Below are 17,548 nucleotides of genomic sequence, written 5' to 3'. Positions count from 1 at the left end.
TGCATTTTAACACTAAACAATCTGGTTTTCAAGAGCTTTTATCTGACCATCAATCTCTAAAATAAGCTTCTCAATCTCCTTCATTCGACGGCCATACTCCTTAGCCGTCTCTTCATCCCGGTAAAAATGCGGATTAGATAGAGCGCGGGCCTTAGCATAACTTTCCAGCTCCAACTCTTCTTTCTTCTTTAAAAGCTTATTAATCTTATCACGGATAACGGAATTATTAGTTTTACGTTTTTTCTCCTCGGCTTTAAGTAAACGTTCCTGCTCCTTGACCTTCTCTTTTATTTCATCAACCGGTTTATGCGCATGAACTTTAGGTTTTTCAGCTTCTACCGTATCAATAAAACTATCTCTTTTCTGAAGGTAGTAATCAAATGTCCCGGGAAACTTTCTAATTCTGCCCCCCTTGACTTCAAAAACATTATTTGCAACTGCGCTTACAAAATAAATATCGTGGCTGATAAAAACAATCGTGCCTTCATAACTATTTAGCGCCCGTACTAAAGCATCAACCGCATCCACATCAAGATGCGTCGTCGGTTCATCCAAAAGTAGAAAATTCGGCGGATTAATCAAGAGCTTAGCCAAAATAAGCCGGCTCTTTTCTCCTCCAGATAATACCTTAACTTTTTTATCCGCATCATCCCCGCTAAATAAAAATGCTCCCAGTATAGTCCTGATTGATTCTTCTGTCGTATAACCCGGTGCCGCAGAATATGCTTCCTGTAAAACGGTATTCTCAACATTTAAAACATCAGTGCGTGTCTGTGAAAAATAACCGATATCCACATTGTGGCCAACAACTCTGCTGCCACTATCAATATCTACAATTCCTGCCAATATTTTAAGTAAAGTAGATTTACCTGCGCCATTTTCCCCAGCCAAAACTGCTTTTTCACCCTGGACTATTTCAAAATCCAAACCTTCATACACTTTAATATTACCGTAAGATTTTGCAATCTTCTCCAGTGTTATTATTCTGTGTCCTGAACGGCGTGTTTGCGGAAAAACAAAATCATGAATACTTTGACGGGGGTCTGGCGGTAAAACGACTTTTTCCTCCTCCATCTTTTCTAAAACACGACGCTTTGCGCGCACCGAAGCTGCTTTATTGGGCTGAGCGTGAAATCTTGCCACAAACTTTCCTAATTGCTGTATCTTCTTATCCTGCTCTTTGGATTGTTTAACCAGATGCGTAAGCCTCTGCGCCTTTATCTCTTCATAATGTTCATAGTTACCTTGTACCTTAAAAATCGAACCATTTTCTAAAATCAGCGTGTAATTAGTAACATCCGTCAGAAAGGCTCGGTCATGGGAAATCATAATAAATGTGCCTCTAAAAGTAGCCAAATAATCCTTAAGCCATAACGCAGCATTTAAATCCAAATAGTTAGTCGGTTCATCCAAAAGCAACAAATCATAATGATAGGTAAGTAGTTTAGCTAAAAGAGCGCGCATCTGCCAGCCTCCGCTCATCTGCGATATCTGGCGATTAAAATCTATTTCTTTAAAACCTAATCCGGAAAGGATTTTTTTAGCTTTATGCTCCAACTCAAAAAAACCTAAAGTTTCCAGTTCATGCAAAACTTCGCCATAGCGCTTTGAACCGGCTTCATTTTTAGATTCCAAAGCCTCTTTTTCTTTTTTAAAACGCATAAGCCTGTCATCGCCTTCGGTTAATTCCGCAAGCACGGTATGCTCGGATTTAAAACTTGCCTCCTGAGGAAGATAACCAATATGCACACCTTTATTTACTCTAACCTCTCCACTAGAAGCTTCCGTCTCCTGGAGAATTAAAGAAAATAAGGTACTTTTACCCGTACCGTTTGGCCCAATAAGTCCGATTTTCTCTCCTTCATTTATATTAAGGGAGATATTCTCAAAAAGAACTTTGGCACCGTAATTTTTTGAAAGATTGGTAATATTAATCATCTGCGTTATATTTTTTCTGAGTCATCCGCCACTAAAACGTTGGCGGATAATCGTCGCGTATCCTTAACCTTAAAAGGCAAAAATTCTTATGCTCCGATTAAATTGCGCGGCGAGATTCCAAAGACATGGAAAGAGTAGTGGCATCAGCGTATTCTAAGTTTGAGCCAACTGGTATCCCTAATCCAATGCGGCTTAAACCTACACCTAAAGGCTTAAGTAATTTAGTAAGGTATAAAGCGGTAGTTTCGCCTTCGGTATCGGCGTCTGTGGCGATAATTATTTCTTTAATGCCTCCCTGTTTTATTCTTTGGATTAACCCATCGATTTTTAAGTCGCTGGGGCCCTTTCCTTCAAGAGGCGATAATGAACCAAGTAAGACATGGTAGAGGCCGTGAAAATTACCCGCCTTTTCAATTGCCGTAACATCACTGGGTTTCTCAACCACACAGACAATATCCTTCTGCCGGCTTAAATCCTGACAAATTTTACAGTTCTCTTCTTCGCTTAAATTATTACAAACCTGACATGAGCGCACACTCTCTTTTACTTTATTCAAAGACTCTGACAAAAGCCTAATTTCATCTTTAGATGCACCTAAAACATGGGCGACAATACGTTCGGCGCTGCGCCTGCCAATACCGGGTAATTTAATTAAACATTCAATTAATTTCTCTATAGAAGCTGTATAATTAGCCATTAGCCCTCTTTAATTATTCTTCCTCCAAACATTTCAATAGCAGATTTAACAAAAGGATTGCTGCGTGTATCGGTATCACGCGCAAGGTCAGCAACTAAAATAAAATTTAATCTTAAATCTGTATTGCATAATTCAGAGGCGGTTTTTTCAACCATTATCTTATTCTCTTTTTTATCCAGAGACTCTTTATGTAAAGAACAGCTTTTCGGAAATGCTACAGTTACCATGTTCCCCTGCACTCTAGTCGGCTCTCCTTCGCTTAAATAAGTAGATACCGACATTTTAATCTTTGCCAAATTATTCACGATATTACTCCAGGCATTTTTTACATTTTCCAAGGAAATCGATGGAGTTTGTACAGAAGCTTCTTTAATTGTTTCTTCGGGAATCGAATTTTCTTTTTTTTCAAAAGTTACAGCTGCTGATTTTGGTTCTACCTGAACACAGGGCTGGGTAACGGGTGAATCTATACGATTCTTATTGTGCGCCAATCTTACTAAACTTATCTCTAAAGGTATGCGCTGAGAATCCAGGCGCTTAGTCATCTCCTGAGTTGCAATCAAAATATTAAAAGCGGTAAAAATCTCCTCCAAACTAAGTAATTGACTCTGCTTAAACAGGCGGTCGCAAACCTCCTGCGGCAGATCAACCAGTTTTGCATCTGCCTTAGAAATTTTAGCCACCATTAAATTACGAAAATGCTCAATAAGATTCACTAAAAATACACCCGGGTCTTTACCGTCGTCGATAATATCATTAAATAGCTTTAAAGATCCAACCGGATCTTTCTGAATTATCTTATCGGTTATGGTAAACAAAACATCCTGCTCAACCATGCCTAAAACAGAGATTGCATCTTTTAAGGATACATTCCCCTGAGAAAAAGACACTAACTGGTCAAGGATGGATTCGGCATCCCTTAATGAGCCATCACTGCTTTTGGCAATCGCAAAGAGAACTTCTTTGTCTATGGTAATCTTCTCTTGGCGGACAATTTTTTCAAGCTGAGAGATAATTTCAATTACCGTAATCCTGCGAAAATCCATACGCTGGCAGCGTGAGATAATCGTCGGCAATACCTTTTGCGGATGCGTTGTGGCAAAGATAAATTTTACAAACTCCGGAGGCTCCTCAAGCGTCTTAAGCAAAGCATTGAAACCATCAGAGGTTATCTGATGCACTTCATCAATGATATAAACTTTATACTTACCCTGCGTAGGAGAAAATTTTACATTCTCACGCAGAGCCCTTATTTCATCAATACCGCGGTTAGAGGCGCCGTCAATTTCAATAACATCAAGGGAGCGCCCCTGATTAATCTCAAGACAAGAAGGACATTTTTGACAGGGTTTTAATGTTGGGCCATCTTTACAATTAAGTGCCTTGGCTAAAATCCGCGCAGCTGAGGTTTTACCTACCCCTCTTGGGCCGGCAAAAAGATAGGCATGTGCAAGGCGATTTTTCTGGATTGCATTCTTTAAGGTACCGACAATATGATCTTGACCAACAATGCTTTCAAAATCCTGCGGGCGCCATTTTAGGGCAAATACGGTATAAGACATGGTGGAGTTTTATTTTTTATTTATCTGAATCCGTTGCACTTTTACTCCTTTTTCTGCCAGGAAGGCAAAGGCGCGTTCGATTTCCTGTTCTTGGCCTTCAATTTGAAGTATTGCCCAACCAGCTTCCATAGAAAAAGAAGCCTCAATAATTTTTAAGTTAATATCAAACTGCTTGCAGAGATCACAAATAATACTTTCATCCTGTAATTCTCCTGGAAAAGTTAATCCGAATGCCATATCCATTTATTTTTCTCCTTGTTGGTAAAATTTAACGGAGAGGCTGGGATTCGAACCCAGGGACCCAGTTGCCCAGGTCAACTCATTAGCAGTGAGTTGCTTTCGACCACTCAGCCACCTCTCCAGAATTCAACTTCTTTCTTTTTTGCTTAAAAAAATCTTTGAGTAAAGAGCTACACTCTAACCTGAGGATTCCTTTGACAACTTTTATACGGTGATTTAATTTTTTATGGTTAACGATATTAACTACCGAGCCACAGGCACCGGTTTTAGGATCACTGGCGCCAAAATATAAATTCTTTATACGCGATAATACCAATGCCCCTGCGCACATACTGCACGGTTCAATTGTAACATAGAGACTAGCGTCGTTCAACCACTTTGTCCCCAGATAATTTGCTGCGCTGGTTATAGCAATTATTTCGGCATGGGCGGTGGGGTCTTTTAGGCGCTCAATCTGATTATGCCCGCGTGCAATAATCTTGTCCTTATGAACAATTACCGCTCCCACAGGAACTTCGTCTTCCGAAGAAGCCCTTTCTGCTTCTTTTAAGGCTTCTTGCATATATATTATATGTTTATTAATCACGATAAAGTGCGCCCAGCAGGAATCGAACCTGCAACAACTTGCTCCGTAGGCAAGTGCTCTATCCAATTGAGCTATGGGCGCAAAGTTTTAGCTATTTTATCATATTCCAGAGATAAATCTATATGGATTTTAAGCAATCTTCCAGATTTGCTGTTTATACTGATCAAGCATGCGATAGGTATTAAACTGCGAGGAAGTACAGATACATTCAATCATCATATCTATCCATCCTGAAGAGATATCTACTTTACCACTATGGTTAGTTTTATAATAAAGGCCAGCCATCCCCTCTAAGGCACAATATAATTCTTCGGAATCCGCATCCATATGCAGATCAAATTCATCCCCCACGCTGCCTTCGCTATTCTTATAGCCAAAAAATACTCCGATCTTCTTATCTGTTACCTCAGCCACCCAGCCATCAACCGTGCTCATCTGCAGGACAGCATTTAAGATCGCCTTCATCCCACTTGTTCCCGAAGCCTCAAAAGGCGGTAAAGGGTTATTCAGCCAAACATCAACACTAGAAGTTAACATCTTAGCAAGAGAAATATCATAATTCTCCAACACAATTATTTTTAGTTTATCATAATCTTTATTTAATTTATCCACCTTATCCATCATTTCATTAACATAAGTAAAACCCAGATTATCATTAGGATGAGCTTTACCTGCCAAAATGATCTGTAAAGGGCCGATTTTTTCGGCAATCCGCGCAAGCCTGGCGACATCATGCAAGATAAGACTTGGCCTCTTATACGCAGCTATCCTCCTTGCCCAACAGATAGTAAATATATCCTTATTAAGCGACCATCTTTCGAGAAGTTTACAAAAATCCTGTTTGTTTGATTGATGCGCCTGCCATAACTGAGTACGGAAATCAGAATTGTTTTTAAGTTCAGCGACCCTCGATAAAATCATGGGATTACTATTAAAATCAGGAAAGTTTGCCGGAAATTTCATAAAAAGCTCCTGGAATCTTTGCGACGTCCAGGTGTAAGGATGTACACCATTGGTAACATACTGTATCTGATTCTTATATTGGGGAAACTGGATATGCATTACCTTCTGATGGTTATGGGAAACCGCATTAATCGCCGAAGATATGTTCATAGAAAGCAAGGTAAGATTGGCTAATCCCGAACGCTCCCTTCCAAACCTTTCGACAATATCCGTATCTTCTTTATTGAGTACATTATTCAAATCATCAAAGGAAAATTTGTCATGACCGGCTTCAACAGGAGTATGGCAGGTATAAACAAAATTGCTTTTAAGTTTATTTAGCTGGTCATCTTTTAAACCCCGCGCCCTAGCAACAAAAGCAAATACGGCATGCCCTTCGTTAAGGTGATATGTGCCAATATTATAACCTAACTCATCTAAAGCGTTTACCCCCCCAAAACCAAGCACCACCCTCTGCAATAATTTCAGAAATACATTGTCACTGCGGTAAAGCTGGTCCGTAAATTCTCTGGCACGCTGACTGTTAGATTCAATATTAGAATCCAATAATACCAGAGGCACAACTGCGTCGTGCTTATAACTATAGACATAATATTTCCAAAGCTTAAGATGAACATCCTCGTTCTTAAGTGAAATTTTAATTCTATTTTTTAAAGGGATAAGCCCAGGATAACTATGAGGATCCCAATGCATCTTCTCAGGGGCCTGGCCATATTTAAACCAAAACTTCTGCCTAAAGTAACCAGAACTCCAAAGCATCCCAATGGCTACTACAGGAAGATTATAATCCGCCATGGTCTTAACCGTGTCTCCGGCCAGGATACCCAAGCCTCCGCTGTAAATAGGTAAATCAATAATATTATCCTGGTGTAAAGTAAAGAAATAATCCGCCAGGCGGAAATTGGAAAAAACTCCGTTTTCCGGTAGCTTATTGCTCGGGCCCAAAGGGAACTGACTGGATAATTTATTATAACAGCTAGTAGCCAATCCATACTCCATAGAAAAATAAGCAATGTTTCCTTGGCCACTTGAACGCAGGCGCTTTTCCGCTTCCAGTATGCTTTTTAAGGGCATGCCAAAATAGCTCCCATCTTCAATATCTTTGGCATAATGGCCATCATGGTCATCAACTTGTACTAATGAATAAAATTCTTCTAAAATTTTATTTTTTTCCATAAGCTTAGAATCAAGGGGACGGTTCTATTTTTTCTTTAACCAATGTTAGAAAAATAGAACCGTCCCCTTGTTTTAGTCATTTCCACCTGAAATGTAAATAAACTCTTCCCCATCCTTTATCAGTTTTTTCTAATCGCGAATAAAGCCGCCGGTTCTCTTTTTTGTTTAAAAAATTAAGGATACGTTTCTTCACACTTTCCGAAGCTGTTCCATAAGCAATCTCAACAAGGCTTGCGCGGCCAATAACGGCTTCTTGCAGAATCTTAGCCATCTTATCTTCCATATCCGTAACTACCGGAAAAAGATTAAGCTTTAATTTCATTTTTTATGGCTAACCGGGCTCTTACGTTTTTTAAAATCTGATTGCCTACGGGAATCACTACTTTTACGCCAAGGCTTGGCACTTGTACGCTTCTGCCAAGGCTTGGATACTCCTTCAGATTTTTGCCAAGGCTTAGGTCCCCCACGGCTTTTCTCCCAAGGTTTAGACTCACCTTGAGGCCTCTGCCAAGGCTTAAGCTCACCTTCAGGTTTCTGAGAAGAAGCAGCCCACCTTGGTTTTTTACGCCAACGCATAGGATTAGGTTTATATTTACGCTCAGCAACAGGGGCAGTAATTCCAGTACCCAAACGTTTCTTCATATAACTGATTGTACGCCTACCTTCTCTATATTTACCTGTCCGTTTTAAGGCTAAACCAGGCTCATTATCCCTGCTGGAAAACTCTTTTTTTGGTTTCTTAGGTAAAGAAGGCATAACATTAATCGGCCGGCCTAATATTTCCTTACCATTCAAGGCTGCAATCGCAGAGAGCGCCTCCTGCTCATTAGGCATTTCCAGAAATCCGAATCCCCGCGATTTCTTGCCTTTTTTCTCCATTACAATTTCTACAGAAGAAACTGCGCCAAAGGCCGCAAAAACTTGATAAACATCTTCTTTCTTGGCTTCAAAAGATAAATTACCGACGAATATATTCATTTTAACCTCACGCTTCCTTATTAATCAACTAAATTTTACTCCCGATTTTCGACGTCAAAACATACTATAACATAACTGTTTTATTGTCAATGAATTACGAATAAGCTATTTAAATGTTATTCGGTTTCGTTCACAGCATAAGAATATGATCGTAACAAGTTCTAAGTGTTTACCAACAACATCTTGGTTTTAAATTTTAAACCTTAAAATAAATCCATTTCTTTTGTTTCATGTTCATAGGCGATTTTTGATATATTTTTGATTATCTTCTCTAGAGTGTTAAAATCTCTTCCTCTAGTCATTATACAAATCAAATATGGAAATTTAGGATAATACAACAATGCCACAATCATGCAGTTGCACCCTTTTAGTGAGTACATATCCCCCCGCATATTTTCTCTCTGCAAACTTATGAGCAACAGTAATATTATCCGGTACGCCAGCGACAATTCCATTCTTAAATTCTGTTTTAGATAAAAGCTCAATTGCTTTTGCAGATAAATCTTCATTTAAATAAGTACAGCTATAAAGGACACGAAAAAATGTAGCATAATCCTTAGCGGAAACCTGATACTCCGGTTCAGTCAAATCCGGAACAGGTATTTTTAGAGCTGTATACATACTAGAAATTAATCTAAAATCCATATTTCTAAGAAGGATCTCTTTGGCTATATTATCCGAATCTATAATCATATAACTTAACAGTTCATCAACAGTATAGAAATTACCTAGTTGCAAGCTAGCTTTTGAAACTATGTCTTGTGGTAGTACTTGTGTATTAAGTTCCGTATCATATTTTATTTATTTATCTAAGATAGCGGGATCTTTTTCTGACATCTTTAAATAAGCCAGCATAAGCGGAATCTTTATAAGGCTTACCGCGGCATAATTCTCATTTTCATTAACCCCTATCCAAGTACCATAGTTTAAGTGCCTAAGATACACTGAAACGCTTGAAATATCTCCTTTCTCTTTACATTCATTAACATATCCTTCAATAGCATATTTTATCCCTTCAAGCTTAACATCGCCACCCTGAGGATTTTCTACTGAAATCAACGGATTAACAAAATACCCTTCCGGAGTATACAGACGCTATATCTGAAGACGCGCAGTTACTTTTTCTTTAAAAATATTTATCTTATGCAGGAATAGGCCAACTACGATTCCTAAAAAAAATATAACTATGATAAAAAATCTATTTTTGAAGATCCGCATAATCATTATTTTAAAATGTACGTATCTAGTGACAGGAACTTTGATAGAATTACCTCCTATTATTTTTTTCACTAGCAGAATCTCTCATTACCCCGTATTGATTTATTTCATGTTAAGTATCTCTTTAAATAAGTAGGCTTTCTCGGGGAACTTCTTTATTGATTCTTCTGTTAGCTTTTTAAGTTTCTTGGTCTCCCCCAGTTGTTTATACAGAATAGAGAGCTCAATTCTTACTATCTGTTCATCAACAATTTTTGGTAATAAAGACCCGAGTTTTTCTTTTGTCCAATCCTGAAGATGGATATTTGGATAATCTTTTAATATTTTCTCTAATTCTTTTAATTTTCGCTGAGGGTCTGTTACGCTGAAGGTAGCAATCAAATATTGAGCATCGGCAGCCCAAATGCTATGCGGATTGGCCCGAACAAGATTTCGTAATTCTTCGATTAGATTTTCATATTTATCGGTAGGAGATAATGTTTGCGATGATTCCTTTACTAAAACCAAAGAAAGATCTTTAAAATTCTTCTCTACTTGATCCGCATATGATTTATGCAAAAATACAGAAAAAAATAATAAGCTAAGAATAATCGTCAATGCCTTTATTCTTTTCATCATCTCCTCCTTATGCAAACTATTACTTCGCATTCCTAAATTTTTCATCACCAAAATACTAAATTTGTTCTTATTGCCTTATAAAACATAGAATCTAGCTTAAAGAGTAACTAGTGCCCAAAGAACAACGGAAAAACAGGAAAATACACCCTGACACTCACAAGGTTATTAGTCAACAACTTATGTTAATACAACCTATCTGGCATTCAGAAATCATACAGTTTCTTCAGGTTGCTTTCGTTCGATTTGCTCTAGATGAATAGGCTAATAAAATTTCTCCGGCAATAACGGTTACCAGGACTCCAATAATGATCGGCAAAGCAGACCTCATAAAATCATGTCCTGGCTGTATAAATAACACCAATAACGCTATCAAAATAAATATTTCGGCCATAACCGCAAGAAGTATCGCAAACCAATCCGGGCCCGGCACTCGATAAGTCCTTTTAATGTTTTTATCTTTAATTCTTAAAATAATAAAACTTGGAAAAAGCATTAAATATGAAAACAGCCCGACAACAAGGCTGAAAGAGACCACGTGCCAGAATAGTTCACCTGCGTTCTTAGCGATAAGCCCATAAATAATAATTACAACGGTCGAGATAATTCCCGATACAACCGAAGCTCCAACCGGCGCCATACTCTTAGTCATCTTTCCTAATATTTTGGGCAATTCACCGTGGTTGGCGGCTTCGGCGACTGTTCGGTTCATTCCTAGATTCCATGCAACTATTTCCGCAAAAAGGGTAGAGGATATAAGAAAACCCAAAACCACGGTGATAACCTGCTTCATCCAGTGTCCGCTAAATGTAACTGTAAATACCTGGAGTATTCCGCTTGCGACATTTATTTCAGGAATTGGGATTACAACCCAAACCGCAAATGTTGTAATCAAATATAGCGAGGCTATCGCAATAGCAGACAAGATAACTGCTTTCGGGATATCGCGCGCAGGATTCTTCATTTCCCCGGAAGCCGCGGATATGAGCTCACAGCCTTCCAGGTTGTATATAATTATCGGAATAAATACGATGGCCGCGTTTAAATTCGGTATGATATTCGATATATTGATTTCGTTTGCAAATCGCCCATTCCTTAGAAAATATATTACAGCTGTAACAAGCATCCCGATTATCACCGCAAGCCTTGTAATCGTACCAAAATTAGGCACCCATTTTGAGACCCTGAGTGGACATAAATTAATTCCAGCTGCAATCCAAATCATTATAATCCCTATTAATACCTGCGTCCAAAGGCTCATATTCGGAAAAAACATATGCCCGATAATTTCCGCGATCGCAATATATATTGCAGGCACCCATAATGGCAAACTAACCCAGTAATACCAAGTGCTTCGCGCTGCGCATTTGTTTCCTAAGCCTCTCTTAATCCAGATATAAATACCGCCTTGCTCAGGGTAGGTGGAACCTAATTCAGCGGAGATCAAACCAAAAGGAAGAAAATAACCAACAATACATATCAACCACCAGGATACCGCCGAAGGCCCAATAGCAGCTGAAGTTGCTATGGCCTCTACGCCAAAAATCGCGCAAAACGAAAAAAGCGTAAGATCCCAAAATCCCAGTACTTTTTTTCTTTCCATTAGCTTCTAACCTTTAATAATCTACGCCACAACTATTAACTTATCAATATGATGCAAAAAAAAATCGGAGAGGCAGGGAGAATTAAGCCCTGCTTTTCCAACTCAATTATAGTCAATAACTTACGATTGCGCAACTCATTTGGTATACAGAAATCATACAGTTTTAGCCACAAGGATATTTTAAGAATTAACCCATTGAAGCTACTTTTTCTTCAGCTTCAATTAATCTAGAAGAAACAAACCTATCTATAGCTTCTTTCTCCATAAAACCTAAAAGCAATGAATCGCTATTGACAATAGGCAGATAATCAACGTTATACTTATCAATGATTTCTTCTGCTTCCAGCAAAGAAGAATCCGGGGATACTTTATTAGTTATTACAGGTTCCATAATATCATGGGCAATAACAAGATTTCCCGACTCGCTGTAAGTGAATGATTTTCTTATGCTCTCAATCGTAATGACCCCCTTTAGCTTTTTTTCTTTGTCCACTACTGGATAGGTATGATAACTACTTTTGCTAAAAATATTCAAAATATCTTTAAGCGACATATTTTCGAATATATAAGGCGGGTTCTTATCTATTATATGGCTGACATTCGTTTTACGCAGCACATCATCCTCTGTTATGTTCAATCCCACCTCCTGGGCCTTCACAACCGCATATTTAACACAAGGAGGGCCTAAAAGCTGAACCACGAATGTGGTAAGAGTCACGATAACAATTATAGAGTTTCCTATTGTTCCCGGAAATATTTGAGAGGCAAGAATAGAAAGGCCGATAGCCACACCCGCCTGACTAAAAAGGCAATAAGGTAAATATTGCGTAACCGTCTTGGGCGCGCCGGACCCTTTTGCTCCTAAGCGGGCTCCCATCATCTTACCGACAGTCCTGCCGACAAGATAAAGTGCGGCTATAATAATAGCGCTCATAGTAGTAACGTGTAAATCAAACTTTGCGCCCACAAGGACAAAAAATAACACATAGAATGGGGTGGCAAAACTAGAAATGAGTTTAAAAATTTCCTTGCTTAAACGAACCTCCTTATTGGCCAAGACAACGCCCATAGTCATCGCTGCCAAAAGCATATCTATCTTCATTATCAATGCCGACCCCAAGGCAAAAAGTATGCTACATAAGGAAAAAACTAAAATTTTATCTCTTTCCGCATATTTTCTGAGAATCTTAATAAGCGCTGCACTAAATATCAACCCAATAACAATACCCATTATAATTTCATAGATCGGCCTGGTAATTGCGGAAAAAACCGACGGACGAGCTCCCAACATCACGGGAGTAATGCTGCTTGCAAGCGCGAACAAAATCAGCGCTAAACCGTCATCTAAAGCCACTATGCCAAATACTGTAGTAGTTAACGGCCCGCGAGTCTTATACTCCCGAAGGACATCAGTAGTTGCAGCGGGAGCCGTAGCAGAGGCAATGGCCCCTAATAATAAGCCGAGTGCCCAATAATAAATACTATTTCCAAAAATAAGGCTGCCCAGGAACCCAACAAGAATAAAAACCGCCAAGAAAGCAGCTACCCCTTCGGCTAACAATATTACTAAAAACTGTTTGCCATAACGGCGGAATACTTCACCTTTAAGCTCCCCTCCGATCATAAAGCCTATGAGGCCTAATGCAAAATAATTAAAAGGAACCAAGACATCAATTATATCCTTATTAATAATATTAAATCCCGATTGGCCAAGCAAAATACCGCCGATAATGTAGCCAACAACCTGCGGTATGCGCAATTTTTGAAATAACCTGGCACCCATTGTCCCGACAAACAGAATCAGGCCAAGCAGGAATAACGCGTTCAGGTGAACATTAGATATCTTAGTAACCGTATTAGTTAATTGATTGAACATTTTCTTTAGTCAACCTCGAGGGAATTTTTGGGAAAATTGGGAAAATACGAAGCAATTGCCCTACTCTCGTCACTTTAGAACATTATAAAACTGACTCTATTGATTGTCAACGAGTATCAACCCAGATGTTTAAATTTAGGTTTATTACGGGATATTTCTACTTCTATAATTTTATATTGCGCAATCTAAGGGAGTTCCCAATCACAGATACCGAACTAAAGCTCATCGCTGCCCCGGCTATCATCGGGCTCAAAAGTAATCCTAAAAACGGATAGAGTATGCCGGCAGCAATAGGAACGCCTATGGCATTATAAATAAAAGCAAAAAACAAATTCTGGCGGATATTGCGCATAACTGCCCGGCTAAGCCTAAGCGCCTTAACAATTCCGAAAAGATCCCCCTTAACCAAAGTAATTCCTGCGCTCTCAATCGCCACATCCGTACCCGTACCCATGGCAACACCGACTTGGGCTTCAGCCAATGCCGGAGCATCATTAATGCCGTCACCGGCCATCATTACTCTTGCGCCCTGGCTCTTTAATTTCTTTACAATCTCCTGTTTATCTTTTGGTTCAAGGCCGGCATACACATCAGTAATTCCCAATTTTTTGGCGATGGCTTGCGCGGTTCTTTGATTATCGCCTGTCAACATAACAATCTCCAATCCCATTTTATGTAGAGCGCTAATTGCCTCAGGAGTTGATTTCTTTACGGGATCTGAAACTCCGAGTATGCCCGCTGCCTCTGCGTCAGCGACGACCCAAATAACCGTTTCGGCTTTTTCTTGAAACGCATCAGAATTCTTTCTTAATTCTTCAGATAAACTGATTCCGTTGGCTTCGATAAATTTTTGTTTTCCAAGTAAAACTGCTTTACCGTTAACTTTACCCTTAACTCCTGCGCCGGTTACGGATTGAAAATCCTCAACTGGCGCCAATACATAGTTTTTTTCTTTTGCATAATCAACTACACAGCGGGCTAACGGATGTTCACTGCTGGCCTCAATAGAAGCTGCTAAGCTCAACAAAGATTTCTCATCCCAACCACCTGCCATAATCGCGGCGGTTACCCGCGGCTTGCCGGCTGTTAAAGTGCCGGTTTTATCCGTAAGAACATGAGTTATCTTCTCGCACTTTTGGATCGCCTCGGCGTTTTTAATCAATATTCCTGACTGCGCGCCTTTGCCGACACCCACCATAATCGACATCGGCGTTGCCAAGCCTAAAGCGCAAGGGCAGGCAATAATTAAAACTGAGATAGCGCTGACTAAAGCATACGCTAAAGCCGGAGCCGGGCCGAATATAGACCAGATAATAAAAGCAATTACCGCACACCCTAAAACCACGGGAACAAAATATCCAGAAACTTGATCTGCAAGTTTCTGGATCGGCGCGCGGGTGGCTTGAGCATCAGCTACCATCTTTACAATTTGAGCAAGCAGCGTTTCAGAGCCTATTTTTTCAGTCCTCATCACAAAAGTACCCGTCTGATTAACAGTCGCCCCGACAACCCGGTCTCTCTCAATTTTCGCAACCGGTAACGGCTCGCCTGAAATCATTGATTCATCAATTGTGCTTTTTCCTTCGGTAATAATACCGTCTAAAGGCACCTTCTCTCCCGGGCGCACCCGCAATAAATCGCCTTTTTTAATTTGATCAATGGCAACATCCTCTTCTTTACCGTTTAGAATACGGTGCGCAACCTTAGCCGCAAGCCCAAGCAAAGCTTTAATCGCCTGGCCTGTCTGATTACGCCCCTTGGCCTCAAGGAGTTGGCCCATTAACACTAAAACCGTAATTACGCTAGCGGCTTCAAAATATAAACCGATCTGGCCATGCTGTTTTAATGACCCAGGAAAAATATCCGGGAATAGAATGGCTACCGCGCTAAAGCCGTAAGCTGCCCCCACGCCCATAGCGATTAAGGTAAACATGTTGAGGCTTTTATTTAATATTGATCTCCAGGCTTTAATAAAGAATATATTTCCCGCCCATAACACAACCGGCGTGGCGAAAATAAACTGCAGCCAACGTGATACTCCGGAAGGAATAATTGCTTTTAAGCTAAGCGCGGGAATCATCTCGCCAAGAGCCAGTAAAAAAACCGGCGCGGTTAAAATCAATCCGATCCAAAATTTTTTCCCCAAAACACGCGCTTCTTGATTTTCCTCTTCCGCGGCAGAAGGGAGTTTTTGCTTAAGCTGCATCCCGCACTTCGGACAATCCCCGGGTTCATCCTGCTGAATTTCAGGATGCATCGAACAGGTATATCCTGTTTTATTTTTTTGATCCATAATTACCCCCCCCCGGTACTTTATATCAAACACTCGAATTTAATTTATTATTAAACTCTCCCCAAGGAAAATAATTTCCGGGGCATTCGGTTCTTGCTCCGGGAACCTGGCCATGCCCCATAATCCGGCCTTCAGGAATTCTATAATATTCTCTTAAAATATTAACCAGATAAACTAACGCGTCCATCTGCTTTTCAGAAACTCTGCTTTTACTAAAATTACCCACCAGGCAAATGCCTATGCCTTTAGAGTTCATATCCGAGGCGTGGCAATGGGCGCCCTTCTGTTGTTTTATCCAGCGCGGCGTAGCCTCAATCTGACCGTTCTTCTTGCCATCGGTCCCGTTATCGATGACAAAATCATACCCTATACCTGCCCAGCCCTTACGCTTGTGCAATTTATTAAAATTAAGCGAATTACCTTCATCCGTTGCGCTATGGTGGATAATAATATATTTCCATTTATCCGAAGGGTACAAAGCAATTACCGGTTTTATAGGAGCTGCCTGCGGGACAAGCAGGCGTTGGCCGATCTCTAATTTTTCGGGTGTTTTTAGATTATTTGCCCGGGCAATATCCCCTATTTTAACATCATACATCTTGCTTATGCGCCAGATGGTCTCTCCGGGAGCTACGATATGAAAAACGTTTTGTCTTAAGAAGGGGCCTGCTGGCTGCGTGTAGATCCGCGGGCCGCTAGGCACCGTCGGCTTAATCGGTGCTCTCGCGCAAGAGCTTAAAACAACCGTTAAACCTATAATTATCCATAAACTTGAAGCTCTCTTCATTTTTACCCTAAATAATTAATTCCCTAAAACTTATGGAGAAATATCCGCTAATTTACTGGAACCTTCTCAAAATGCTGGTAATCTTTCAGGGATTTCCAATTACCTCCCCAGGTCCAACCCAAACGTATAAAACTTTTTACAACCACAGAATCGCGGCTAAGTGTTCCCGGTTTACGTATATCATATACCGCATTAGGCGGTAATACAATACCCCCTTTAATATAAGGATTTTGCGCCGGATTAATATCAACGGCAAAACCATAGGCATGCCTAGAGAGAGATTTTCCGCCGGTTACCTTTCTATAATTAAACGCGGAGGTATTATTGGCGAGCATGGATTGATCATCATCATTCCATTTTCCATTCTTAAGGAACCGGCTGGAGGAAATAGGAATGACAGAGGTAATCGGAAACTTATTTGCTAAAGCTATCCGGAAAACCTCACGGATATCTTTTATAAGCCTTTTATCTATGACAAGCTGGCCCTGGTGTATTTTACCATCAAATGAATAGTACAATACTTCTACTAATCCCTGTTTTTCTTTAAATTCAGGCGGCGCATACTTCCTTAACGCCTCGGATAAGGTGATATTACTGTCGATAATCGGATTCCGCAGAGAACCGGCTGGAAATTGCTTAAGCTTTACGGACGGCGCCCTCTCTACGCCGCTAACCCAGGCAGCGCAACCGGATAAAATCGCACTCAGAAATAAAAAGAAAAAAACTAAATATTTCTTGGCCATCTCTTGCATTCACTTGGAAGGCTTCACAGAGAGGCGCCGCCTCAATTTTTCGACGGAAGGAACCTTCCGTCCCTTGTTTGAAGCAGCGCCCTATCCTTGTTGGCGGACGCGAATGCAACTAATTCGAACCGTGTCCGAAATAAAAACTAAGATAATAATTCCTGTACAAACTACTGTTATATTATATAAGAGTATCTCCCAAAAAGCAAAAGAATTACATAAGCTCGGAATGTCTTTTGAAGCTATAGCGAAAACTTTTAAAGTAAGTAAGAA

At 40.1% G+C, this 17,548-nt stretch carries 17 protein-coding genes and 2 tRNA genes; all 19 read right to left on the bottom strand.

Features of this window, described 5'->3' with window-relative positions; genetic code table 11:
• Positions 1-12 precede the first annotated feature (12 nt).
• Positions 13-1,938, bottom strand: coding sequence for an ABC-F family ATP-binding cassette domain-containing protein (locus PHC29_07920; GenBank protein MDD5109404.1), 1,926 nt, complete (start codon positions 1,936-1,938; stop codon positions 13-15).
• 97 nt (positions 1,939-2,035) lie between these two features.
• Positions 2,036-2,635, bottom strand: coding sequence for a recombination mediator RecR (gene recR / locus PHC29_07915; GenBank protein ID MDD5109403.1), 600 nt, complete (start codon positions 2,633-2,635; stop codon positions 2,036-2,038).
• Positions 2,635-4,197 (bottom strand): DNA polymerase III subunit gamma/tau, encoded by a 1,563-nt coding sequence (gene dnaX / locus PHC29_07910; GenBank protein MDD5109402.1) that lies wholly within the window; start codon positions 4,195-4,197, stop codon positions 2,635-2,637. The genes recR and dnaX overlap by 1 nt, the downstream gene beginning before the upstream one ends.
• A 9-nt stretch (positions 4,198-4,206) precedes the next feature.
• On the bottom strand, positions 4,207-4,440 hold the full coding sequence (locus PHC29_07905) for an NIL domain-containing protein (protein MDD5109401.1): 234 nt from the start codon (positions 4,438-4,440) through the stop codon (positions 4,207-4,209).
• Between the two features lie 29 nt (positions 4,441-4,469).
• Positions 4,470-4,558 (bottom strand) — tRNA-Ser (locus PHC29_07900).
• On the bottom strand, positions 4,520-5,023 hold the full coding sequence (gene tadA, locus PHC29_07895; GenBank protein MDD5109400.1) for a tRNA adenosine(34) deaminase TadA: 504 nt from the start codon (positions 5,021-5,023) through the stop codon (positions 4,520-4,522). Before tadA ends, PHC29_07900 begins: the two co-directional genes overlap by 39 nt.
• Before the next feature lie 7 nt (positions 5,024-5,030).
• Positions 5,031-5,104, bottom strand: a tRNA-Arg gene (locus tag PHC29_07890).
• A gap of 48 nt (positions 5,105-5,152) precedes the next feature.
• Positions 5,153-7,162: an alpha-glucan family phosphorylase gene (gene glgP / locus PHC29_07885; GenBank protein ID MDD5109399.1), complete on the bottom strand. Its 2,010-nt coding sequence runs from the start codon at positions 7,160-7,162 to the stop codon at positions 5,153-5,155.
• Between the two features lie 76 nt (positions 7,163-7,238).
• Positions 7,239-7,484, bottom strand: coding sequence for a DNA mismatch repair protein MutS (locus tag PHC29_07880; protein ID MDD5109398.1), 246 nt, complete (start codon positions 7,482-7,484; stop codon positions 7,239-7,241).
• Positions 7,481-8,140: an RNA-binding protein gene (locus PHC29_07875; protein ID MDD5109397.1), complete on the bottom strand. Its 660-nt coding sequence runs from the start codon at positions 8,138-8,140 to the stop codon at positions 7,481-7,483. The genes PHC29_07880 and PHC29_07875 overlap by 4 nt, the downstream gene beginning before the upstream one ends.
• A gap of 324 nt (positions 8,141-8,464) precedes the next feature.
• Positions 8,465-8,878: a serine hydrolase gene (locus PHC29_07870; GenBank protein MDD5109396.1), complete on the bottom strand. Its 414-nt coding sequence runs from the start codon at positions 8,876-8,878 to the stop codon at positions 8,465-8,467.
• Between the two features lie 63 nt (positions 8,879-8,941).
• Positions 8,942-9,199, bottom strand: a complete 258-nt coding sequence (locus PHC29_07865) for a hypothetical protein (protein MDD5109395.1) — start codon at positions 9,197-9,199, stop codon at positions 8,942-8,944.
• Positions 9,200-9,235: 36 nt separating this feature from the next.
• Complete coding sequence (locus PHC29_07860; GenBank protein ID MDD5109394.1) at positions 9,236-9,430, bottom strand: hypothetical protein; 195 nt, start codon at positions 9,428-9,430, stop codon at positions 9,236-9,238.
• A gap of 30 nt (positions 9,431-9,460) precedes the next feature.
• The gene (locus tag PHC29_07855) at positions 9,461-9,976 is read right to left on the bottom strand and encodes a hypothetical protein (GenBank protein MDD5109393.1); all 516 of its coding nucleotides are present in this window, start codon (positions 9,974-9,976) and stop codon (positions 9,461-9,463) included.
• Positions 9,977-10,199: 223 nt separating this feature from the next.
• Positions 10,200-11,576 carry an APC family permease gene (locus tag PHC29_07850; GenBank protein MDD5109392.1) on the bottom strand — a complete coding sequence of 459 codons (1,377 nt, stop codon included), beginning with the start codon at positions 11,574-11,576 and terminating at the stop codon, positions 10,200-10,202.
• Positions 11,577-11,763: 187 nt separating this feature from the next.
• Entirely contained in the window at positions 11,764-13,452 is a 1,689-nt protein-coding gene (locus PHC29_07845) for a cation:proton antiporter (protein MDD5109391.1), read from the bottom strand.
• Positions 13,453-13,615: 163 nt separating this feature from the next.
• Positions 13,616-15,745, bottom strand: a complete 2,130-nt coding sequence (locus PHC29_07840) for a copper-translocating P-type ATPase (protein MDD5109390.1) — start codon at positions 15,743-15,745, stop codon at positions 13,616-13,618.
• Positions 15,746-15,770: 25 nt separating this feature from the next.
• A complete protein-coding gene (locus tag PHC29_07835; protein ID MDD5109389.1) occupies positions 15,771-16,532 on the bottom strand; it encodes an N-acetylmuramoyl-L-alanine amidase in 762 nt (253 codons plus the stop codon).
• Positions 16,533-16,579: 47 nt separating this feature from the next.
• The gene (locus PHC29_07830) at positions 16,580-17,284 is read right to left on the bottom strand and encodes a M15 family metallopeptidase (protein MDD5109388.1); all 705 of its coding nucleotides are present in this window, start codon (positions 17,282-17,284) and stop codon (positions 16,580-16,582) included.
• Between the last annotated feature and the right edge of the window lie 264 nt (positions 17,285-17,548).

It is taken from the genome of Candidatus Omnitrophota bacterium (assembly GCA_028712255.1).
In the GTDB taxonomy this organism is placed as follows: domain Bacteria; phylum Omnitrophota; class Gorgyraeia; order Gygaellales; family Profunditerraquicolaceae; genus UBA6249.
The sequence above is the reverse complement of the archived record's forward strand: the minus strand, read 5'-3'. Positions and strand labels throughout refer to the sequence as shown.